The organism is Pseudomonas sp. A125 (assembly GCF_055409485.1).
This window is the reverse complement of the sequence record NZ_JBUZVP010000001.1, coordinates 468,457-490,627: the sequence shown is the minus strand read 5'-3', so window position 1 is coordinate 490,627 and position 22,171 is coordinate 468,457. Positions and strand designations below refer to the sequence as shown.

The window sequence follows — 22,171 nt, the reverse complement described above, 5'->3', positions numbered from 1 at the left end:
GCCGTGCCCGCAGCGTTACTGTGCGCGTTCCCACTGACGGCTTAATGGTTCGTTGTCGGCGCCATTATTCAAGGCTTCCAACTGCGCCTCATAGCCTTCCCTGACGGGCGCCGGTACGCCCACCACGGGCGTTTGCACAGGCGCCTGGCTTGCCCCTTCGGCGTTTGCCTTGTTGATAAAGGCCTGGCTGCCCAGGTGGCGCAGGTCCATCACGTCCTCGATGAACTGGCTGGCCCTGGCATTATCGATGTTCGGGTAGCGGTCCGCGATGCCCGCGCGCAACATGGTGCGATCGTCCATGGTGAAGTTGTTTTCACCATTGGCCACGTACGCCGGCATCAGCCCCGAGAGGGCAGCGGTTGAAGCCTTCACGGTGCCCAACTGCGGCGACACGACCACCGAAGCCACCTGGTTGAGCGTTTGGTTTTCCACTTCACCGACGACGCCGCGCGTGCCTTTTTTTGCGGCTTGCTGCTGGAAGTAGTCGCGAGCCGCCAGGTAATCCGACACTTGATTGTGCAGTACCTGTACCGCCGGAGCAGAGGGCGTGGTTGCCGCCCAGGCGTGCAAGTGTGTCTGAATGTCTTGCCTGCTTGCCCCGTCCAGCATCAAGCGTGAAAGCGTCTCGCCCTGGGAGCCGGGGAGCTTTTCCAAGTGCTGGAAAATACGCTCGGCCGCGTGGTCCAGATAGCTGTGCTGAACGTTGGCGGCCAGTTGTGCTACCGCTGCACCAACCACCACTAACCCCTGGCTGCTGTCGCTGCCACGGCTTTGCAGGCCCACTACCGTTTTGTAGGGTTGGTCGCTATAGACCTGATCGTAGTCGTAGACAGGCTCCAGCTTGCCCAACAAGTCCCCTAGGATGGCACCGGCACTTCCCGGCTTGTGGATGTCCTGCCCAAGGGCATACACGTAGTAATCGGCGTCGAGGGTTTTGCGAGGCGCCAGCGGGTCATCGCCAGGTGCGCTGTAGTTCAGGCGCAGGGCCGAGCCTTGCGGGGCGGTGTTTGGGTAGATGTCGAGTTCATCCACCGAAACCAGATTGTTCCTGGCCACCTCGGGGGCAAATTTCAGTTGATGGCCGTCCAGCAGCACCGGCTTGGTGCTGCGGATCATCCAGTTGACGTGGGCGCCCAGTTCTCCCGCGCGCTCCACCGCATCGATCCCCGCATTGGGGCCATGCACCACCACGCGCTTGCCCGCGAACTGTTCAGGGCTACTGTCGGTCGCTCGCATGAACTCGTCCAAGTCCAATACCTTGCCCTGCAAAGCCTCCTGCTGATGCGGGCGGATATTGCCCAGGCGTTGTTCTGCCTGGGTCTGCACGCCGTCGGTGTTCCATAAGCGGGTGTGCGGCCCAGCGCCCATCCCCAGTACTACCTGGCGGCTTTCTATGGCTTGGCCGTTTTCCAGTTGAATGTGATAAGTACCGTTTTTCAGCTGGCTGATGGAGGTTATCTGCGCCGGCAGATGTTCTGCCCCCAGCGCTTTCGCGCGTTCCAGCTGGGCCTGGTTGCTCGCTGCGAACTCGCCCCGGTCTGCGTAGGCGGGGTTGTAGGCAGGCGCCTTCGGGCCCCACTGATCGATGATTTCATGCTGATGGTTGATGTAGCCCTGGCCGCGAACATTGGCCGACCACGGGTCTTCCTGGCCGATAATGCTGACTTTGCCCCGCAACGGTAATGCTGGGCCGTCTGCGGCAAACCGGCGGGTCAATTCATTGGCCAGGTAGGCCACGCTGCTGCCTACGCCGACCAATGTCAGGTCGCGCAGCCGGTGCGGGTCAAGCGCTTTGTCCGAATGAGCAATGCCCTGGGCACCCGCCGCCGAGGGTGTCGGTTGTGTTGAATTGGCCGCTTGGGGCTGTGGGTCATGCAGGGTTTTTCCGAGTAGCATCAGGACAATCCTTTTTAAAGGCCTCATCCGCAGGCGTAAAGAACTCATCCTTGGCGTCGGCTATCGCAGGGTTGCGAGGCTCAACGCCCCATTAGAGCGATTCCTTCGGGACTAGCTGTAAGGATTGGTCTGAGTGAGTGCTGGGATATGTTTCCTAGCGATGTAGGAAGGTTCAGAAGGCAACAGACTCGTCCTGGCGGCCCGAAATCTGCGACAATCGCCCGCTGAATTTTGCCGATCACGTCACCGCAGGCCCACCTGCCTCACTTAGAAGACCTTTGCGTACCTGATGACTGACCAAGCGCCCGCTATCGACCAACTGCTGAAAAACCTCGATCACGCCATGCTCGCCGACCGCCACCGCTTGCGTCGGCAACTGCTTGAGTTGCGCAAGAAACCCGATGAGGAAAAACTTGCGCAGTGGGTGACGCGGATGCAGGCCTCCTGCGCCCAGGTGACGGCGCGGCGTGCCAGCCTGCCGGTGATTCGCTACGACGACAGCCTGCCGATCGCCGCCAAGCGCGATGAGATCAAGGCCGCGCTGCTCAAGCATCAGGTGCTGATCATTGCCGGCGAGACCGGCTCGGGTAAAACCACCCAGTTGCCGAAAATCTGCCTGGAAATCGGCCGCGGCCAATATGGTTTGATCGGCCACACCCAGCCGCGGCGGATTGCGGCGCGCAGTGTGGCGAGCCGGGTCGCCGAAGAGTTGGCGACGCCGCTGGGGTCGCTGGTGGGCTATCAAGTGCGGTTTGAGGACCAGAGTGATTCCAACACTCTGATCAAGCTGATGACCGACGGCATCCTGCTGGCCGAAACCCAGAACGACCGCTACCTCGAACGCTACGACACGATCATCGTCGACGAAGCCCACGAACGCAGCCTGAACATCGACTTCCTGCTGGGCTACCTGAAAACCCTGCTGCCGCGTCGCCCGGACCTCAAAGTCATCATCACCTCGGCCACCATCGACCTGGAGCGTTTTTCCAAGCATTTCGACGATGCGCCGATTGTCGAGGTGTCGGGCCGCACCTTCCCGGTAGAAACCTGGTACCGCCCGCTGACCCTGGAGCAGGACGAGGAGGGCAACCGTGTCGAGGACGACCTGACCGTCGACCAGGCGATTCTCGCCACCCTTGATGAAATTGCCGCCTTTGAACGCAGCGAGCGCAAGAGCCCGGGCGATGTGCTGGTGTTCCTGCCCGGCGAGCGCGAGATTCGCGACGCCGCCGACATGCTGCGCAAGGCCCAGCTCAAGCACACCGAGATTCTGCCGTTGTATGCGCGCCTGTCGCCGGCCGAGCAGCAGCGGATTTTCCAGTCTCACCCGGGCCGCCGTGTGGTGCTGGCGACCAACGTCGCAGAAACCTCGCTGACCGTGCCGGGCATTCGGTATGTGATCGACAGTGGCACCGCGCGCATCAGCCGCTACAGCTACCGCGCCAAGGTCCAGCGCTTGCCGATCGAGGCGATTTCCCAGGCCAGTGCCAACCAGCGTAAAGGCCGGTGCGGGCGGGTTGAGCCGGGTATTTGCGTGCGCCTGTTCAGCGAAGAAGACTTTATCGGGCGTCCGGAATTTACCGACCCCGAGATTCTGCGCACCAACCTTGCGGCCGTGATCCTGCAGATGCTGCACCTGCGCCTGGGCGAGATCACCGACTTCCCGTTTATCGAGCCGCCGGATGGCAAGGCCATCAGTGACGGTTTCAACCTGTTGCAAGAATTGTCGGCCGTCGACCGCAACAGCCAACTGACGCCGATGGGCCGCCAACTGGCGCGTTTGCCGGTAGACCCGCGCATGGGCCGCATGTTGCTGGAAGCCGCCAAGCTGGGCAGCCTGCAGGAAGTGCTGATCGTTGCCAGCGCGATGTCGATCCAGGACCCGCGCGAACGCCCGCCGGAACGCCAGCAAGCCGCCGACCAGGCTCACGCCCAATGGAAAGATCCGGATTCGGACTTCGCCGGGTTGGTGAACCTGTGGCGCGGCTTTGAAGAACAGCGCCAGGAGTTGACCGCCAGCCCGCTGCGCAACTGGTGCCGCAAGAATTTCCTGAATTACCTGCGCCTGCGGGAATGGCGTGATTCCCACCGCCAGTTGAGCCTGATTTGCCGCGACATGCAGTTGACCGTCAACAAGGAACCTGCAGATTTCCCGAAACTGCATAAGGCGGTGCTGTCCGGCTTGTTGAGCCAGATCGGCCAGAAAACCGAGGACGGCGATTACCTGGGCGCGCGTCAGCGACGCTTCTGGATTCACCCCTCCTCGGGCATCGGCAAGAAGCGCCCGCAATGGCTGATGACCGCCGAACTGGTGGAAACCACCAAGCTGTATGCGCGGATGGTGGCCAAGATCGACGCCGACTGGATCGAGCCGTTGGCTGGGCACCTGATCAAGAAAAACCACTTCGAACCCCATTGGGAGAAGAAGCGCGGCCAAGTGGTGGCGTTTGAGCAGATCACCCTGTTCGGGTTGATCATCGTCGGTCGCCGGCCGGTGCATTACGGGCCGATTGACCCGGTGACGTCCCGCGAGCTGTTTATTCGCGAAGGCCTGGTGCGCGGCGAGATTCAGTCCCGGGCCCGGTGCCTGACTGCCAACCAGCAACTGCTGGAACAGCTCGACGAACTGGAAGCCAAGGCCCGCCGGCGCGACATCCTGGCGGACGAAGAAACGTTGTACGCCTTCTACGATGCGCGCCTGCCGGCCGAGATTCACCAGACCGCGACTTTCGACAGTTGGTACAAGGTCAACAGCCAGAAAGACCCGCAACTGCTGATCATGCGCGAAGAAGACGTGCTGGCCCGCGAGGCCAGTGAAGTCACCGCTGCCCATTATCCAGACACGTTGCACCTGGGCGACCTGGCGCTGGCGTTGAGTTATCACTTCGAACCCAACCATCCCCGGGACGGCGTGACCTTGCGTGTGCCGGCGCCGCTGTTGCCGGCCTTGCCGCCCGAGCGCCTGGAATGGCTGGTGCCGGGTGTGATCGAAGCCAAGTGCATTGCCCTGGTGCGCAATTTGCCCAAGGCGCTGCGCAAGAACTTTGTGCCGGTGCCCGATTTCGTCAAGGCGGCGTTGCAACGCATCGAATTTGGCCAGGGCTCGTTGCCCCAGGCGTTGGGGCGCGAGTTATTGCGCATGACCGGCGCGCGGGTCAGCGATGAAGCCTGGGCCGAAGCCGCCCAACAGGTGGAAAACCACCTGAAGATGAACCTTGAAGTGGTCGACGGCCAGGGCAAGTTTCTTGGCGAGGGCCGCGACCTGGCCGAGTTGACCGCACGCTTCGCCGAGGCCAGTCAGGCCGCATTGGCGGTGCCGCAGACCGCGAAAAGCCAGCAGCCGGTAGAGGCCAAGGTGTTTGCGGCGGTGGCCAAGAAAACCCAACAAAACATCGCCGGGCTGTCGATGACGGTATATCCGGCATTGGTGGAAGAAAACGGCACGGTGAAGGAGGGGCGTTTCTCCACCGCCGCCGAGGCCGAGTTCCAGCATCGTCGGGCCTTGCAACGCCTGCTGCTGCAGCAATTGGCCGAACCGGCAAAATTCCTGCGGGGCAAGTTGCCCGGCCTGACCGAGTTGGGGCTGATGTACCGCGAGCTGGGGCGTATCGAAGCCCTGGTGGAAGACATTCTGTTGGCCAGCCTCGACAGTTGCGTGCTGGAAGGCGAGGCCAGCCTGCCACGGGACGGTGCTGGCCTGGCCGCGCTGGCCGAGCGCAAGCGCGCAAGTTGGACCGAGCATGCCGAGCGCCAGGCGCGCCTGACCCTCGACATCCTGAAACTGTGGCATGGCCTGCAAAAACGCTTCAAGGGCAAGATTGACCTGGCCCAGGCCGTGGCTCTCAATGACATCAAGCAGCAACTGGGCAACCTGGTGTACCCCGGTTTTGTGCGGGAAACCCCGGCACAATGGTTCAAGGAACTGCCGCGGTTCCTCAAGGCCATCGAGTTGCGCCTGGAGAAACTGCCGAGCCAGGTGCAAAAGGATCGGGTCTGGAGTACGGAGCTCGGCGGCCTGTGGAGCCAATATCAGAACCGGCTGAACAAGCATGCCCAGGAAGGCAAGCGCGACCCCCAGCTAGAGCTGTATCGCTGGTGGCTGGAGGAATACCGGGTGTCGCTGTTTGCCCAGCAGTTGGGCACCAGGGTGCCGATTTCCGACAAGCGTCTGAGCAAACAATGGAGCCTGGTCGAAGCGTGACCGACGTGCGGCAAGCGACTGTGGTGAGCGAGCTTGCTCGCGCTGGGCTGCGAAGCAGCCCCATAAGGTCTCTGAAACACCCCGATAACTTTATCGGCGCCGCTTCGCGACCCAACGCGAGCAAGCTCGCTCGCCACAGGGGTAAAGGTGTTTGTCCGGGACAGGGCGCCAAGTTGTCGATGTTGTGGCAAACTTCGCGGTTATAAATGCCGGGATCGTCGAGTTGGGCTGGTGCAGCCGTGGCGCGATGGAATAAAGCGTTTCCAGTTTGAAAGCCGCTGGGCGGCATAAAACTACTTACGGTTTGGTACGACGGTACCAATACCTTCTGCCTGAACAGATTTAGAGGAACGACCGTGCATAACGTCGTCATCAGCGGCACAGGCCTGTACACCCCGGCCAACAGCATCTCCAACGAAGAGCTGGTGCAGTCTTTCAATGCTTACGTGCAACAGTTCAACCTGGATAACGCCGCAGCCATCGAACGCGGTGACGTCCAGCCACTGACCGAATCCAGCGCTGCCTTTATCGAAAAGGCCTCTGGCATCAAAAGCCGCTTTGTGATGGACAAGGCCGGCATTCTCGACCCGCAGCGCATGGCACCACGCCTGCCCGAGCGCTCCAACGACGAATGGTCGATCCTCTGCCAGATGGCCGTGGGTGCCGCCGAGCAAGCGTTGCAGCGCGCGGGCAAGACCGCCGCTGACATCGACGGCGTGATCGTTGCCTGTTCCAACTTGCAGCGTGCGTACCCGGCCATTGCGATTGAAGTCCAGGAAGCGCTGGGCATTCAGGGCTTCGGCTTTGACATGAACGTGGCCTGTTCCTCGGCGACCTTCGGTATCCAGAACGCCGCCAACAGCATCCAGCTGGGCCAGGCGCGGGCCATCCTGATGGTCAACCCGGAGATCTGCACCGGCCACCTGAACTTCCGTGACCGCGACAGCCACTTCATTTTTGGCGATGCGGCCACCGCCGTGATTCTGGAGCGGGCTGACCTTGCCACTTCCGAGCATCAGTTCGACGTGGTGAGCACCAAGCTGCTGACCAAATTCTCCAATAACATCCGCAACAACTTCGGTTTCCTCAACCGCGCGGCGCCAGAGGGCATCGGTGCCCCAGATAAGCTGTTCGTGCAAGAAGGCCGCAAAGTCTTCCGTGATGTGTGCCCGATGGTCGCCGAGTTGATCGGTAAGCACTTGGCGGAAAACCAACTGAACGTGGGCGATGTAAAGCGCTTCTGGCTGCACCAGGCCAACCTCAGCATGAACCACCTGATCGTCAAGAAACTGCTGGGCCGCGAGGCGTCGGTGGAAGAAGCGCCGGTGATCCTCGATACTTACGCCAACACCAGCTCGGCGGGTTCGGTGATTGCGTTCCACACCTACCAGGACGATCTGCCCAAAGGCGCTGTGGCGGTGCTCAGTTCGTTTGGCGCAGGGTATTCGATTGGTAGCGTGATTTTGCGCAAACGCTGATTAAACTGGTTGGCTATTCATTGATGGGTAAGGTCAACGTGGGTGCGGGCTTCTGTGGGAGCTGGCTTGCCTGCGATAGCATCACCTCGGTATGCCTGAGACACCGAGGTGCCGGGCAAGCCAGCTCCCACATTGACCGTATTCCTGCGTTTGGATGTGTTTGCATCGAGGTCTTGAATGGCAGCAGCGGACGACGCGCATTTGCTTGAACGATTGCTCAAGGGCGAGCAGCGGGCCTACAAGGAAATGGTCACCACCTACCAGAGCGCCATGCGCGCCGTGGCCTATGCCATAGTCGGGCAGCGCCATGCCGACGAAGTGGTGCAGGACGCCTGGCTGTCGGTGGTGCGCAACCTGGCGAAGTTCGAGGGGCGTTCCAGCCTCAAGACCTGGCTGCTGACCATCACGGCCAACTCGGCGAAGGGCCGCTACAAGCAAAATCGCCGGGAAGTGCTGCTCGATGACTTGCCGTCGCCCCACGGCACCATCGGCGATGATCGCTTTGTGCCCGACGACGGCCACTGGGCCGTCGCGCCGTTTGCCTGGCACCAGGACACTCCGGAAGCGCTGCTTACCGAAGACGAACTGCGCGAATGCCTGGAGCACACACTGGCCAGTCTTTCCGAGTTGCAGAGCAGCGTCTTGCTGTTGCGCGAACGTCAGGGCCTGGAATTAGAGGAGATTTGTAATCTTCTGACACTATCGCTCTCCAATGTTCGTGTGCTGCTGCATCGAGCACGGCTTAAAGTCTTCGCCACGGTGGAGCATTTTGAGGAAACCGGCGAATGTTGACCTGTAAAGAACAAGTGGCGCGTTCCAGTGACTATCTCGATGGGCAACTGACTTTTCGAGAACGTCTGCTGGTGCGCCATCATCTGATGTTCTGCCCCAACTGCCGGCGCTTTATCCGGCAGATGCGCTTGATGCAGGCGACACTGAAGATCCTGCCCGAGCCGCCCATTGCTGATGTGGATGCGTTGGCCGAACGCCTGGCCGCCGAGCGTTCGCGCGAACAGTAATACCCGTCACTTTTCACACTGAAAACCGAGCCCGCATCGAAAAACGACGCGGGCTTTTTTTTCGCCGAGCCTGGTGGGCGCGAGCGTGCTCGCGAAGAACCGCAGAACGCCGCGTTCTGTCAGAATGGTCGCGTTATCGTTAACGACCATCGCGAGCAAGCTCGCTCCTACACAAAGCCGTGACCGTCGGGGAATGGGATGCCGTTACAACGTTTGAATAACCTGTCCGAGATTGCGCCCGATGAGTGGAACGCGTTGGTCCCCGCAGATCAGCCGTTTCTGCGCCACGCGTTCCTCAGTGCACTGGAAGACAGCGCCAGCATCGGCCCGCACTCCGGCTGGCAGCCCGAGCATTTGTTGCATTACGAAGGTGGCCGGTTGATTGCCGCGTTGCCCAGCTACCGCAAATGGCATTCCTATGGCGAATACGTGTTCGACCACGGCTGGGCCGATGCTTGCGAGCGTGCCGGCATCGATTACTACCCGAAACTGCTGGTGGCGGTGCCTTTCAGCCCGGTCAGCGGCCCGCGCCTTTTGGCCGCCAGCGCCGAGGACGGTTTCGAGCTGCTTAAAAGCCTGCCGGGTTACCTGGAAATCGAAGGCCTTTCCAGCGCTCATATCAACTTTACCGATGCCTTGGCAAACACCGCGCTGGCCCAACAACCGGGCTGGCTGCAACGCCTCGGCTGCCAGTTTCATTGGCAGAACCGCGGTTATCGCGACTTCCAGGACTTCCTCGATGCGTTGAGTTCGCGCAAGCGCAAACAGATGCGCAAGGAGCGCGAGCAGGTAGCGGGGCAGGGCATCGAGTTTGAATGGTTGCAAGGTCATGAGCTGAGTGAGGCACAGTGGGATTTTGTCTACGCCTGCTACGCCAATACCTACGCCATACGCCGACAATCGCCCTACCTGACCCGAGAATTTTTCAGCTTGCTGGCCGAGCGCATGCCCGAGGCGATTCGCGTGGTGCTGGCCAAGCAAGGCTCACGGCCGGTGGCCATGGCCTTCAGCCTGATCGGTGGTGACAGCTTTTATGGCCGTTACTGGGGCTGCCTGGCCGAGTTCGACCGGCTGCATTTCGAAACCTGCTTCTATCAAGGCATGGACTACGCGATTGCCCACGGCTTGCAGCGTTTCGATGCCGGAGCCCAGGGCGAGCACAAGTTGATTCGCGGGTTTGAGCCGGTGATCACCCATTCCTGGCATTACTTGCGTCATCCAGGATTGAAAACCGCGGTGGCAGACTTCCTGGAGCGCGAGAGCGTGGGGATCCTGGCGTATGCCGAGGAGGCGAGGGCAGCCCTGCCTTATCGGCAGGGCTGAACCGGTTTGGCTCAGGCGGTTTTTTCTGCACCCAGCCATCGATAGGTAAAGCCGCCAACCACCGCACCGAGGATCGGCGCGAGCCAGAACATCCACAATTGCTGCAGTGCCCAGCCGCCGACGATCAATGCCGGGCCGGTACTGCGGGCCGGGTTGACCGAGGTGTTGGTGACCGGGATCGAGATCAGGTGGATCAGCGTCAGCGCCAGGCCAATGGCAATGGGCGCGAAGCCCGCGGGAACACGGCGGTCGGTGGCGCCGAGGATGATCAGCACGAACATCGCCGTCATCACCAGCTCACACACAAACCCTGCCGCCATCGAATAACCGCCGGGTGAATGCTCGCCGTAGCCATTGCTGGCCAGGCCCGAGGCCAGTTCGAACCCGGGCTTGCCGCTGGCTATGTAATACAGCAGTGCTGCGGCGACGATGCCGCCGATTACCTGGGAGATGATGTACGCCGGTAACTCCCTGGCCGGAAACCTTCCGCCCACTACCAGCCCCACCGACACTGCAGGGTTGAGGTGGCAGCCGCTGATGTGCCCGATGGCAAATGCCATGGTCAGCACCGTGAGCCCGAACGCCAGGGCCACACCGAGCACCCCGATCCCAACGGGCGACGATGCGGCCAATACCGCACTGCCGCAGCCACCCAACACCAGCCAAAACGTACCCAGTCCTTCCGTAACGGAACGCTTGAACAGTGACATGAACACATCCTTAGTAGATTGCTCTATCTGATTAACGGGTCTGTGACGCTTCCCTGCTGCCTTAAATCAGAGCCCTCCCGGGGCCTGATTGCAGTACAGCAGGATTGTGTCGCAAGACCAGCGAGATAGAGAAAGCTGTCAGAATTGTTCGCAATTGAGTGGGCGGTTAACCAACGGAATCAGTCTATTCCCACGAACCAGCCGGTCTGGTGTTGCCACAATCGTGCATACAAACCGCCGTGTGCGAGCAATTGGGCATGGCTGCCGGTCTCGGCAATCTGGCCTTTTTCCAGCACCACCAGCCTGTCCATTCTGGCAATGGTGGAAAGCCGGTGAGCGATGGCAATCACCGTCTTGCCCTGCATCAGAGTTTCCAGGCTTTCCTGGATCGCCGCTTCGACTTCCGAATCCAGCGCCGAGGTGGCCTCGTCCATGATCAGGATTGGCGCGTCTTTGAGCAGCACCCGCGCAATGGCGATGCGCTGGCGTTGCCCGCCGGAGAGTTTGACCCCGCGCTCGCCGACGTGCGCGTCCAGGCCGGTGCGGCCCTCGGCGTCCGACAGCAGTGGGATGAACTCATCGGCGCGGGCCTTGTGCACCGCCGCCCAGAGTTCTTCATCGGTGGCGTCCGGCTTGCCATACAGCAGGTTGTCGCGGATCGAACGGTGCAGCAGCGAGGTGTCCTGGGTGATCATGCCGATCTGTTCGCGCAGGGTTTCCTGGGCGACTTCGGCGATGTTCTGGCCGTCGATCAGGATGCGTCCGCCCTGCAGGTCGTACAGGCGCAGCAGCAGGTTGACCAGGGTGGATTTACCCGCGCCGGACGGACCGATCAGGCCGATCTTTTCACCCGGCTTAATGTCCAGGTTCAGGCCCGCGATGATTCCGCTCTTCTTGCCGTAGTGGAAGTCCACTTGGTCGAACCTCACTTCGCCATGGGGTACTGCAAGGCGCGGGGCATTCTCCAGGTCGGTCACTGCCAGCGGCTGGGCGATGGTTTTCAGGCCGTCCTGCACCATACCGATGTTTTCAAAAATACCGTTGACCACCCACATGATCCAGCCGGACATGTTGACGATACGAATCACCAAACCGGTGGCCAGGGCAATGGCGCCCACCGAAATCAGGGATTGGGTCCACAGCCACAGGGCCAGGCCCGTGGTGGTGACGATCAGCAGGCCGTTCATGGTGGTAATCACGATGTCCATGCTGGTCACGACGCGGCTGGCCAGCTGGGTTTTCTCGGTCTGCTCGACGATGGCTTCCCTGGCGTAGTTCTGCTCGAAGTTCGTATGAGCGAACAGCTTCAAGGTGGTAATGTTGGTATAGCCGTCGACAATCCGCCCCATGAGTTTGGAGCGCGCCTCGGAGGAAATCACCGAGCGTTCCTTGACCCTTGGTACGAAGTATCGCAGGGCCAGGCTGTAGGCGACGATCCAGGCAATCAGCGGGATCATCAGGCGCCAATCGGCTTCGGCGAACAGCACCAGGGCGCTGATGGCGTAGATCGCCACGTGCCAGATCGCATCCACGGCGGCCACTGCGGAGTCGCGCAATGAGTTGCCGGTTTGCATGATGCGCTGGGCAATGCGCCCGGCGAAGTCGTTCTGGAAAAAATTCAGGCTCTGCTTGAGCACATAGTTGTGGTTCTGCCAGCGGATCAGGCTGGTCATGCCGGGGCTGATGGTCTGGTGCACCAGCAGGTCATGCAGGGCGCCGAAGATCGGGCGCAGCAGCAGGGCGACCACGGCCATCCAGATCAGCTCGTTGGCGTGGGTCTGGAAGAAGTTGGCCGGCGGCGTGCCTTGGGCCAAATCGATGATGCGGCTCAGGTAGCTGAACAGCGCCACTTCGATCAGCGCGCCGATCAGGCCCACCACCAGCAAGGCGGCAAAGCATGGCCACACCTGGCGCAGGTAATAGAGGTAGAACGGCAGGACTTTATCGGGAGGGGCCGCGCTGGGAGGTTCGCGGAAGATGTCGATCAGTTGTTCAAAACGACGATAGAGCATTAGGTCTGACGCCCGCCTGGCGGGCTCTCCTGTTCAAATGCGCGCGGTGCCTGGCGGGCACCGCGCGAAACTCCCTGTAGCCTTCAGTCGATGCGCTTGGCCGACTTGATCAGGACAGGATCGATTGGCACGTTCTGCATGCCCTGTTTGGTGGTGGTTTGCGAGTTGACGATGATGTCGACCACGTCCATGCCCTTGACCACTTTGGCGAACACTGCGTAACCGGCATCGCGGCCCGGGTCGAGGAAGGCATTGTCTGCAACGTTGATGAAGAATTGGCTGGTGGCGGAATTCGGGTCGTTGGTACGGGCCATCGACAGGGTGCCACGCACGTTATGCAGGCCGTTGCTGGCCTCGTTCTTGATCGGTGCTTCGGTTGGCTTTTGCGACATTTGCTGGGTGAAACCACCGCCCTGCACCATGAACCCCGGGATTACCCGGTGAAAAATAGTGTTGGTGTAGAAGCCCTTGTCGACATAGGCCAGGAAGTTCTTGGTACTGATCGGGGCCTTGACCGGGTCCAGCTCGATTTCGATGTCGCCATTGGTGGTAGTGATCAATACGTGGGGTGCCTTGGCGGGTTCGGCCGCCATCAGGTTGGCAGCGAACAGTACGGAACCGGCAAAGAAGGCGATTTTTTTCAGCATGGGTCAGTGATCCTGGGTTGTGGTTTCGACTGTCTTGAGAAAATCGAGCAGGGTGTTATTGAAGTGTTCGGGTTGGTCCAGCGGCGTGGCATGGCGGGAATCCTCGATCACCACCAGTCGCGCATCGGGTAGCAGTTTTACATAGATTTCTTTCTGCGCCACGGGGGTGTAGTCGTGGTCGGCGCTGATGACCAGGGTTGGACAGGAAATTCTTGAAAGTTGTTCCTGTACGCCCCAGCCAACAATCGCATCGAAGCTGGCGAGGTAAGCACGTTTGTCGTTTTTTGCCCAGCGTTCGGCCATCTTGCGCCGCAGTTCGGCCTGTTCGGGCTTGGGAAACAGCATGCTGCCCAGGGCTTTGCCGATGGTGTCCAGGCTGAGGATGCGCGCCAGGCTCCAGCGCTTGGCCCACTGCCAATAATCGCTGGCCGTGCGCACCTTGACCTGAGGTGCGCTGTTGACGATGCACAGGCTCCTGAGCCTGTGCGGTTCGTCTACTGCCAACTGGAAGGCAATCATGCCGCCCATGGACAGGCCAACCACATGGGCCGGGGGCAGTTGCAGGTGTTCGATCAAGGCCACCAGGTCGGCGGTGAAGCCGGCGATGCTGTAGCGTTCCCGGGGTTTGTCGGAGCGGCCGTGGCCGCGCACGTCCACCACCACCAGCCGGTAGTGTTGGGACAGCACGGGTACTTGCAACTCCCAGTCCAGGCAGCTGGAGCCCAGGCCGTGGATCAGGATCAGCGGCGTGCCGTGGCCATATTCCTCGTAATGCAGGGTGCAACCTTCATGTTCGAAATAGGCCATGCGAACTCCTTGTTCAGGCTTGCTGCGGTGCGGCGAAAGGCGCGTCCAGTGGAGCAGTGTCGAAGGTGCGCAACAACTCGACGAGAATCTGCGTGGCCGGGCCCAGGGGTTTGTCCTTGTTCGAATAAAGGTAGAACGTTGGGTTGCGGCTGCCGCCTCGTTCAAGGGGCAGCAACTTGAGCAGGCCCTCCTTGAGTTCGCGTTCGATCAGGTGCCGAGGTAGCCAGGCAAAACCCAGGCCGCTGCTGACGAAGGTGGCGGCAGTGGGCAGGCTGCCGACGGTCCAGCGCTGTTCGGCGCCTAGCCAGCCAACGTCCCGTGGCTGCTGGCGGCCGGAGTCGCGGATCACCACCTGCATGTGGCTTTCCAGGTCCTGGAAGCTTAGTTCGCGGTGCAATTGATGCAGCGGATGTTCGGGGTGGGCCACGGCGACAAACTCGACGTCGCTCATTTCCGTACCCAGGTAACCCGGAATGATGAAACCGCAGATAGCGAGGTCGGCCATGCCGTCCATCAGCAGCTCTTCGACACCGGACAGCACCTCTTCGCGCAGGCGTACCCGGCAGCCGCGGCTTTGCGGCATAAAGGCGGTGAGCGCGCGTACCAGGCGGGCGTTGGGGTAAGCGGCATCGACCACCAGCCGCACCTCGGCCTCCCAGCCTTGCTCCATATGGTGGGCCAGGTCTTCCAGTTGGCTGGCGTTTTTCACCAGTTGCCGGGAGCGGCGCAACAGCACTTCGCCGGCTTCGGTCAGTACCGCCTTGCGCCCGTCGATACGCAGCAGCGGCACGCCGAGCTGGTCTTGCATGCGGGCCACGGTGTAGCTCACCGAGGACTGCGAGCGGTGCAGCGCTTCGGCCGCCTGGGCGAAGCCGCCATGATCGACCACGGCTTGCAAGGTGCGCCATTGATCAAGGGTAACGCGGGGCGCTTTCAAGTTGAGCTCCTCTTGTCCTAAGCTGGCGGTCCTTATTGGAGACTGCCGAATGAGAAAATTCTGTTGTGTACTGCTGGCGCTGCTGCCGTTGAGTGCGTTCGCCTTTACTACCGATGTGACGAAAGACATCCAGGGCGTGAAGATCGACTACAGCGCGTCGGACGTCGACAGCAATATCAGTTCGATCCAGCTCACCAACTACGGCCCCAATGACGCCGAGTGCAAGGTACGCTTTACCAACGGCCCGGAAGCCCCGCGTACCCGCAAGGTCACCGTCGCGGCCGGGAAAACCACCAACACCACGGTCAATTTCAGCCGTGCCGTTATCAAGATGCGTATCCAGCTGATGTGCGCACCGAAATAAGGCAAAAGCGGAGGACGGCTACAGCAATACTCCGCTTATAAACAAATTTCTAGATGGGTTATAGCAATTTTTTACGCTTTTTAATCGAACGGGCTCTGATTAACCTTCACTCCATCGCCTTACAGCATTCACCGATGGAGCTTACATAATCATGGCCCGTGTTCTGATCATCGAAAGCAGCGCCCGTCAGCAGGATTCAATCTCCCGCCAACTGACCCAACAATTCATCAGCCAATGGAAAGTTGCCCATCCGGCTGACCTGATCACCGTGCGTGACCTCGCTATCAACCCCGTTCCACACCTGGACGCCAACCTGCTGGGCGGCTGGATGAAACCTGCCGAGCAGCGCAGCACGGTTGAGCAGGCTTCCCTGGACCGCTCCAACGAACTGACCGATGAGCTGCTGGCCGCCGATGTATTGGTCATGGCCGCACCGATGTACAACTTTGCGATTCCCAGCACCCTCAAAGCCTGGCTGGACCATGTGTTGCGTGCCGGTGTGACCTTCAAATACACCGCCACCGGTCCTCAGGGCCTGCTGACCGGCAAGCGCGCCTTTGTGCTGACCGCCCGCGGCGGCATCCATGCCGGCGGCAGCACCGATCACCAGGAACCGTACCTGCGTCAGGTCATGGGTTTTATCGGCATTCACGACGTCACCTTCATTCACGCCGAAGGGGTGAACCTGGGCGGCGATTTCCAGGAAAAAGGCGTGAACCAGGCCAAGGCTTTGCTGGCACAGGTGGCGTGATCCGTTAATCGCCAGATAATCGCCCGCGGTTTTAATAGCTCCACGCAACCCTTCAAGTACGCGTATCGAACCTCCCTTTGCACTTTTTGCTCCTGAGTGCTCCTGCCCGACTGACGCTTTTAGCGAGGTCGGGTTTTTTTTGCCTTGAGTTTCGCAAGCGCCGGAAAACCGCTAATGTCGCGCCCATTCAAAATGAGGCGAGCATGGGCTATCTACTTGTTGTGACGCTGATCCAGGCGTTTTCCTTCAGCTTGATCGGTGAATACCTGGCCGGTCACGTCGACAGTTACTTCGCAGTGCTGGTGCGCGTGCTGTTGGCCGGGCTGGTGTTTATCCCGCTGACCCGTTGGCGCTCGGTGGAACCGGCGTTCATGCGCGGCATGCTGGTGATCGGCGCGTTGCAGTTTGGCGTGACCTACGTGTGCCTGTACCTGAGCTTCCGGGTGCTGACGGTGCCGGAGGTGTTGCTGTTCACCATCCTGACGCCGTTGCACGTGACCTTGATCGAAGACGCCTTGAACCGCCGCTTCAACCCGTGGGCGCTGGTGGCCGCACTGGTGGCGGTGACGGGGGCCGCGGTAATCCGCTTTGACCAGATCACCCCGAACTTCTTCATGGGCTTCCTGCTGCTGCAACTGGCCAACTTCACCTACGCCGCCGGGCAGGTGCTTTATAAGCATCTGGTGGCGCGTCATCCGAGTGATCTGCCGCATTACCGGCGCTTTGGTTACTTCTACCTCGGCGCGTTGGCGGTGGCGTTGCCGGCGTTCCTGATGTTCGGCAAGGCCAACTACCTGCCGGAAGCGCCGTTGCAGTGGGGTGTGCTGGTGTTCCTGGGGCTGGTCAGCACGGCACTGGGCATGTACTGGTGGAACAAGGGCGCGTGCATGGTCAACGGCGGCACGCTGGCGGTGATGAACAACCTGCATGTGCCGGTTGGGTTGTTGCTCAACCTGCTGATCTGGAACCAGCATGAACCGTTGGGCCGGTTGCTGCTGGGCGGGTTGGTGATTCTGGGCGCGGTGTGGATCAGCCGGCTGGGCCTGCGCTCTTCGGCGCCAATTGCGTCACCAAAAAGTCAATGAACGCGCGGGTCTTTTGCGGCACGCGTCGCGCTGACGAATAAACCGCATTGATGGTAATTGCCGGCGCCTGCCATTCGCAGAGCACCGGCACCAGGCGCCCGGCCTTCAGGGCGTCTTCGACGATAAAGTCCGGTAACAGGGCGATGCCCATCCCGGCTTCCGCCGCCTGGGCCAGCAGGTCGCCGTTGTTGGCGTGCAAAGGGCCGGTGACGTTGACCCGCTGGGTTTCTTGGCCCTTGCTCAGTTGCAGGCTGACGCCGCTCTGCAGGTACCCATAATTGAGGCATTGGTGCTGGCGCAGGTCTTGCGGGGTTTGCGGTGTGCCCGCGCGTGCCAGGTAGGCTGGCGCAGCCACCATGATCCGTGGCGCAGGTGCCAGTTGGCGGGCGATCATCGTTGAGTCGGGCATGCTGGCGATGCGGATGGTCACGTCGAACCCGCCGCGTACCGGGTCCACCTGCTGGTCACTGAGCACCAGTTGCAACTCGATATGGGGATGCTGTTCATGGAACAGAGGAATCAACCGTCCCAGGCGGTGCAGCCCGAACGACATCGGCGCATTCACCCGCAACACTCCGCGTAACTCACCGATGCCGTCCCTGGCCCGCTGTTCGGCCTCGTCCACCGCGGCCAGCACCTCTCGTGCCGCTTCAAAATACTCGGCCCCGGCCTCCGTCAAATGCAGGCTGCGGGTGGTGCGCTGAAGCAGTTGCACGCCGATGGCGTCTTCCAGTGCCTGAATCTGTTTGCTGACTTTTGAGCGCGGTACGTCCATGGCTCGTGCGGCGGCAGCGAAGCCGTTCTCGCCGACCGTGACGACAAACGCCCGCATGCATTCGATACGATCCACGACTGTCCCTTTTTTAGAATCAATGATTCTCGATTTTAGGTAATTGTCTCAATTTTATCCAGCACGTAAAGTTACTTCCAAGCCGCCAGCCAAGCTTCTCAGCGGCGCTGAACGCATCCCACACCGAATCGAAAACATTAAAAGGAAGTCACCATGTCTATTCGCGAATTGCTCAACCCAGCCAACTCCACCCTGATCCTGATCGACCACCAGCCGCAGATGGCCTTTGGCGTGCAGTCGATCGATCGCCAGACCCTGAAGAACAACACGGTGGCGCTGGCCAAGGCGGCCAGGATCTTCAACGTGCCGACCATCCTGACCTCGGTTGAGACCAAGAGCTTCAGCGGCTACATCTGGCCGGAACTGTTGAATATATTCCCGGACCAGCAGCCAATCGAGCGCACCTCGATGAACTCCTGGGAAGACAAGGTACTGGTGGCAGCGGTGAAGGCCACCGGGCGCAAGAAGCTGATCATGGCGGCCCTGTGGACCGAGGTTTGCCTGAACTTCCCGGCGCTCGAAGCCCTGGCCGAAGGCTACGAGGTGTACATCGTCACCGACGCTTCCGGCGGCACCAGCAAAGAAGCGCACGACATGTCGGTGCAGCGAATGATCCAGGCCGGCGCGGTACCGGTGACCTGGCAGCAAGTGCTGCTGGAATACCAGCGTGACTGGGCTCACAAGGAAACCTACGACGCTGTGATGGGCCTGGTGCTGGAACACAGCGGCGCTTACGGCATGGGCGTGGATTACGCCTACACCATGGTGCACGGCGCCCCCCAGCGTCAGGTCAAGTAAGGCCGACGGCAAAAAAAAACGGCACAACTCAGGTTGTGCCGTTTTTTGTTGTTACATCACTGCCTTTTCCGCCGGGGGCAAATGACTGGCTCCCAGCACCGCTGGCAACATCCCCGCCCGCAGGTCACCGCCACTCGGCTGCTGGTACAGGCTTAAGCCAAACTCCGGCAGCACCGCCAGCAGGTAATCGAAGATATCGCCCTGGATCCGCTCGTAGTCGGCCCATGCGGTGGTGCGGGTGAAGCAGTAGATCTCCAGCGGAATGCCCTGGGCCGTGGTCTGCATCTGCCGCACCATGCACGTCATGTTTGGCTGGATCTCTGGATGGCTTTTCAAATACGCCAACGCATACGCGCGAAAAGTGCCGATATTGGTCATGCGCCGACGGTTGGCGGACATCGCGGCGACGTTGCCCTGTGCTTCGTTCCAGGCCTGGAGTTCGGCCTTCTTGCGGCTCATGTAGTCGGTCAGCAGGTGCACCTGGGAGAGTTTCAGCTCTTCGTCGTCGCGGATGAAGCGCACGCCGCTGGCGTCGATGTACAGGCTGCGCTTGATCCGCCGCCCGCCGGAGGCCTGCATGCCGCGCCAGTTCCTGAACGACTCGGACATCAGGCGCCAGGTGGGAATCGAGACGATGGTCTTGTCGAAGTTCTGCACTTTCACGGTGTGCAGGGTGATGTCCACCACGTCACCGTCGGCACCGACCTGGGGCATTTCGATCCAGTCGCCGACCCGCAGCATGTCGTTGCTGGTCAGTTGCACGCTGGCGACGAACGACAGCAGGGTGTCCTTGTACACCAACAGGATCACCGCCGACATCGCACCCAAGCCGGAGAGCAGTAGCAGCGGTGAGCGGTCGATCAGCGTCGCGACGATGATGATCGCGCCAAACACGAACAACACCATCTTCGCCAACTGCACGTAGCCCTTGATCGAGCGGGTGCGGGCGTGTTCGGTACGAGCGTAGATATCCAGCAAGGCGTTGAGCAGGGCGCTGATCGCCAGCACCATGAACAGAATGGTGAACGCCAGGGCGACATTGCCGATGAACAGGGTGGCGGTCTTGCTCAGGCCCGGCACCAGGTACAGGCCGAACTGGATCACCAGTGATGGCGTCATCTGCGCCAGGCGGTGGAAGACTTTGTTGTGCCGCAGGTCGTTGAGCCAGTGCAGCGCGGGTTGCCGGCCCAGCAGTTTGACGGCATGAAGGATGAGGTACCGAGCCACTCGTCCGAGCAGCAATGCCACCACCAGCAACACCACCAGCGCCAGGCTGGAATGCAGCAGCGGGTGTTCGTCGAGGGTGCCCCAAAGGTCTTGGACGTTGAGCCAGAGCTGTTTGATATCCATGGGTAAACGCGATTCTTCTGTAAGACGTGACGGGGCAATTAGAGCATTTAAGTAGGCCAAAGTTGTCCTTGTGGACAAATCCCCTGACAAAAAAGCGCCTGATTGACACAGTTCGCGTAAAGAAACTCGGCCTCGGCGCCCGAAACCGTTACCCTATGCAGCTGTTTTTTTGTATTTCTTCGAGGTAGCACCCGTGTTTTCCCAATTCGCCCTGCACGAACGCCTGCTCAAAGCCGTGGCCGAGCTTAAATTTGTCGAGCCAACGCCTGTGCAAGCAGCGGCCATCCCGCTCGCGCTCGAAGGGCGTGACCTGCGGGTGACGGCTCAAACCGGGAGTGGCAAAACCGCCGCTTTCGTCCTGCCGATTCTGAACCGCCTGATCGGCCCGGCCAAAGTCCGTGTGAGCATCAAGACCCTGATCCTGTTGCCGACCCGGGAGCTGGCCCAGCAGACCTTGAAGGAAGTGGAGCGCTTTTCGCAGTTCACCTTCATCAAGTCCGGCCTGATCACCGGCGGTGAAGACTTCAAGGTCCAGGCCGCCATGCTGCGCAAAGTGCCGGATATCCTGATCGGTACCCCAGGCCGGATGATCGAGCAACTGAACGCCGGCAACCTGGACCTCAAGGAAGTTGAAGTGCTGGTGCTCGACGAAGCCGACCGCATGCTCGACATGGGCTTTGCCGACGATGTGCAGCGTTTGGTGCAAGAGTGTGTAAACCGCCAGCAGACCATGCTGTTCTCGGCCACCACCGGGGGTTCGACCCTGCGCGACATGGTCGCCAAGATCCTGAACAACCCGGAGCACCTGCAGGTCAACAACGTCAGCGACCTGAATTCGACCACGCGTCAGCAGATCATCACCGCTGACCATAACGTGCACAAAGAGCAGATCCTTAACTGGCTGCTGGCCAACGAGACCTATCAGAAGGCCATCGTGTTCACCAACACCCGCGCCATGGCCGACCGCATCTACGGTCGCCTGGTAGCCCAGGAGTACAAGGCGTTCGTCCTGCACGGTGAAAAAGACCAGAAGGACCGCAAGCTGGCCATCGACCGCCTCAAGCAAGGCGGCGTGAAGATCCTGGTCGCCACCGACGTTGCCGCCCGCGGCCTGGACGTGGATGGCCTGGACATGGTGATCAACTTCGACATGCCTCGCAGCGGTGACGAATACGTGCACCGTATCGGTCGTACCGGGCGTGCCGGCAACGATGGCCTGGCGATCTCGCTGATCTGCCACGGCGACTGGAACCTGATGTCGAGCATCGAGCGCTACTTGAAGCAGTCGTTCGAGCGCCGCACCATCAAGGAAGTCAAAGGCACCTACGGCGGGCCGAAGAAGGTCAAGGCCTCGGGCAAGGCCGTTGGCGTGAAGAAGAAAAAGGTCGACGCCAAGGGCGAGAAGAAGAAAGCCGGCGCCAAGTCGCCGACCAAGCGCAAGATTGCCAACCGCCCGAAGACCGACAACCTGTCGCTGGTCAGCAAGGACGGCATGGCGCCTCTGAAGCGTCGCAAGCCGGAAGCACCCGCTGCCGAATAAGGCTTGAGCCACAAAAAAACCGGACAATGTCCGGTTTTTTTTGCCTCAGTTTTTGGCTTTGGCGCCAGCCTCGTCCATTTCCTTGAGGCGCTGGTCGATCAGTTGGCACTTGTCGGGCAGGTCGGCGCTGGCGGTTTCCAGCTTCATGTTCTGCAACTCTTCATTGATCTTCTTGGCCTTCTCCGGGTTCTGTTGGGTGAGCTTGGTGACTTCCTTGGCCAATTGCTCACGCTTGGCGGTGGCTTCTTCCAGCGTGCAGGCCCAGGCGGGCAGGGCGGTGAGCAACGTGGCAGCGACGGCCATATTCAGCAGGGTTTTCATTGTTGGGACCTCCATGGCGGTGATATTCGGTTGAGGGCCGGCAACCTTGAAAAGTTCAGCGAAATTGCGCCTGTCCGCTAGG

20 protein-coding genes are annotated in these 22,171 nt (G+C 60.6%); 10 read left to right on the top strand and 10 right to left on the bottom strand.

Annotation, left to right across the window (positions count from 1 at the left end):
• Positions 1-15: 15 nt before the first annotated feature.
• Positions 16-1,896, bottom strand: a complete 1,881-nt coding sequence (locus tag ACZRN6_RS02230; RefSeq protein WP_464007111.1) for an NAD(P)/FAD-dependent oxidoreductase — start codon at positions 1,894-1,896, stop codon at positions 16-18.
• Positions 1,897-2,185: 289 nt separating this feature from the next.
• On the opposite strand from ACZRN6_RS02230, the gene hrpA reads away from it, so the two are divergent.
• The 4 genes from hrpA (at position 2,186) to ACZRN6_RS02210 (ending at position 8,594) form a co-directional block, all read left to right on the top strand.
• On the top strand, positions 2,186-6,097 hold the full coding sequence (gene hrpA / locus ACZRN6_RS02225; RefSeq protein ID WP_464007110.1) for an ATP-dependent RNA helicase HrpA: 3,912 nt from the start codon (positions 2,186-2,188) through the stop codon (positions 6,095-6,097).
• A 356-nt stretch (positions 6,098-6,453) separates the two neighbouring features.
• A complete protein-coding gene (locus ACZRN6_RS02220; protein ID WP_322143824.1) occupies positions 6,454-7,575 on the top strand; it encodes a beta-ketoacyl-ACP synthase III in 1,122 nt (373 codons plus the stop codon).
• A gap of 177 nt (positions 7,576-7,752) precedes the next feature.
• Positions 7,753-8,367: an RNA polymerase sigma factor gene (locus ACZRN6_RS02215; protein ID WP_010176505.1), complete on the top strand. Its 615-nt coding sequence runs from the start codon at positions 7,753-7,755 to the stop codon at positions 8,365-8,367.
• Positions 8,361-8,594, top strand: coding sequence for an anti-sigma factor family protein (locus tag ACZRN6_RS02210; protein ID WP_322143825.1), 234 nt, complete (start codon positions 8,361-8,363; stop codon positions 8,592-8,594). Before ACZRN6_RS02215 ends, ACZRN6_RS02210 begins: the two co-directional genes overlap by 7 nt.
• Positions 8,595-8,600: 6 nt before the next feature.
• Here the strand turns inward: ACZRN6_RS02210 and ACZRN6_RS02205 are convergent, their stop codons facing one another.
• Positions 8,601-8,753: a hypothetical protein gene (locus ACZRN6_RS02205; protein ID WP_464007109.1), complete on the bottom strand. Its 153-nt coding sequence runs from the start codon at positions 8,751-8,753 to the stop codon at positions 8,601-8,603.
• Positions 8,754-8,792: 39 nt separating this feature from the next.
• Between ACZRN6_RS02205 and ACZRN6_RS02200 the strand changes: the two genes are divergently transcribed.
• Positions 8,793-9,917 carry a GNAT family N-acetyltransferase gene (locus ACZRN6_RS02200; protein ID WP_464007108.1) on the top strand — a complete coding sequence of 375 codons (1,125 nt, stop codon included), beginning with the start codon at positions 8,793-8,795 and terminating at the stop codon, positions 9,915-9,917.
• A gap of 11 nt (positions 9,918-9,928) precedes the next feature.
• Here the strand turns inward: ACZRN6_RS02200 and aqpZ are convergent, their stop codons facing one another.
• The 5 genes from aqpZ to ACZRN6_RS02175 all read right to left on the bottom strand — a co-directional run bounded on the left by aqpZ (position 9,929) and on the right by ACZRN6_RS02175 (position 15,030).
• On the bottom strand, positions 9,929-10,627 hold the full coding sequence (gene aqpZ, locus ACZRN6_RS02195; RefSeq protein WP_464007107.1) for an aquaporin Z: 699 nt from the start codon (positions 10,625-10,627) through the stop codon (positions 9,929-9,931).
• Between the two features lie 179 nt (positions 10,628-10,806).
• A complete protein-coding gene (locus ACZRN6_RS02190) occupies positions 10,807-12,639 on the bottom strand; it encodes an ABC transporter ATP-binding protein (protein ID WP_464007106.1) in 1,833 nt (610 codons plus the stop codon).
• 83 nt (positions 12,640-12,722) lie between these two features.
• Positions 12,723-13,286, bottom strand: coding sequence for a peptidylprolyl isomerase A (locus ACZRN6_RS02185; protein WP_003210708.1), 564 nt, complete (start codon positions 13,284-13,286; stop codon positions 12,723-12,725).
• Positions 13,287-13,289: 3 nt separating this feature from the next.
• Positions 13,290-14,093, bottom strand: coding sequence for an alpha/beta fold hydrolase (locus ACZRN6_RS02180; protein WP_464007105.1), 804 nt, complete (start codon positions 14,091-14,093; stop codon positions 13,290-13,292).
• A 13-nt stretch (positions 14,094-14,106) separates the two neighbouring features.
• Entirely contained in the window at positions 14,107-15,030 is a 924-nt protein-coding gene (locus ACZRN6_RS02175; protein ID WP_322143830.1) for a LysR family transcriptional regulator, read from the bottom strand.
• A gap of 49 nt (positions 15,031-15,079) precedes the next feature.
• Between ACZRN6_RS02175 and ACZRN6_RS02170 the strand changes: the two genes are divergently transcribed.
• The 3 genes from ACZRN6_RS02170 (at position 15,080) to ACZRN6_RS02160 (ending at position 17,230) form a co-directional block, all read left to right on the top strand.
• Positions 15,080-15,394, top strand: a complete 315-nt coding sequence (locus ACZRN6_RS02170; protein ID WP_464007104.1) for a 3-phosphoglycerate kinase — start codon at positions 15,080-15,082, stop codon at positions 15,392-15,394.
• A 151-nt stretch (positions 15,395-15,545) separates the two neighbouring features.
• Positions 15,546-16,145 (top strand): FMN-dependent NADH-azoreductase, encoded by a 600-nt coding sequence (locus ACZRN6_RS02165; protein WP_464007103.1) that lies wholly within the window; start codon positions 15,546-15,548, stop codon positions 16,143-16,145.
• 203 nt (positions 16,146-16,348) lie between these two features.
• Positions 16,349-17,230, top strand: a complete 882-nt coding sequence (locus ACZRN6_RS02160; RefSeq protein WP_322143833.1) for a carboxylate/amino acid/amine transporter — start codon at positions 16,349-16,351, stop codon at positions 17,228-17,230.
• Here ACZRN6_RS02160 and ACZRN6_RS02155 read toward each other — a convergent pair.
• Positions 17,175-18,080, bottom strand: a complete 906-nt coding sequence (locus ACZRN6_RS02155) for a LysR family transcriptional regulator (RefSeq protein ID WP_464007102.1) — start codon at positions 18,078-18,080, stop codon at positions 17,175-17,177. The two genes, ACZRN6_RS02160 and ACZRN6_RS02155, sit on opposite strands and share 56 nt — an antisense overlap.
• A 153-nt stretch (positions 18,081-18,233) precedes the next feature.
• Between ACZRN6_RS02155 and ACZRN6_RS02150 the strand changes: the two genes are divergently transcribed.
• Positions 18,234-18,878, top strand: a complete 645-nt coding sequence (locus tag ACZRN6_RS02150) for a hydrolase (protein ID WP_464007101.1) — start codon at positions 18,234-18,236, stop codon at positions 18,876-18,878.
• Positions 18,879-18,929: 51 nt separating this feature from the next.
• Here ACZRN6_RS02150 and ACZRN6_RS02145 read toward each other — a convergent pair whose 3' ends face one another.
• Complete coding sequence (locus ACZRN6_RS02145) at positions 18,930-20,228, bottom strand: mechanosensitive ion channel family protein (RefSeq protein ID WP_464007100.1); 1,299 nt, start codon at positions 20,226-20,228, stop codon at positions 18,930-18,932.
• A gap of 193 nt (positions 20,229-20,421) precedes the next feature.
• Between ACZRN6_RS02145 and ACZRN6_RS02140 the strand changes: the two genes are divergently transcribed.
• Positions 20,422-21,768, top strand: a complete 1,347-nt coding sequence (locus ACZRN6_RS02140; protein ID WP_318302368.1) for a DEAD/DEAH box helicase — start codon at positions 20,422-20,424, stop codon at positions 21,766-21,768.
• Between the two features lie 45 nt (positions 21,769-21,813).
• Here the strand turns inward: ACZRN6_RS02140 and ACZRN6_RS02135 are convergent, their stop codons facing one another.
• Positions 21,814-22,089, bottom strand: coding sequence for a hypothetical protein (locus ACZRN6_RS02135; protein WP_464007099.1), 276 nt, complete (start codon positions 22,087-22,089; stop codon positions 21,814-21,816).
• Positions 22,090-22,171: the final 82 nt, after the last annotated feature.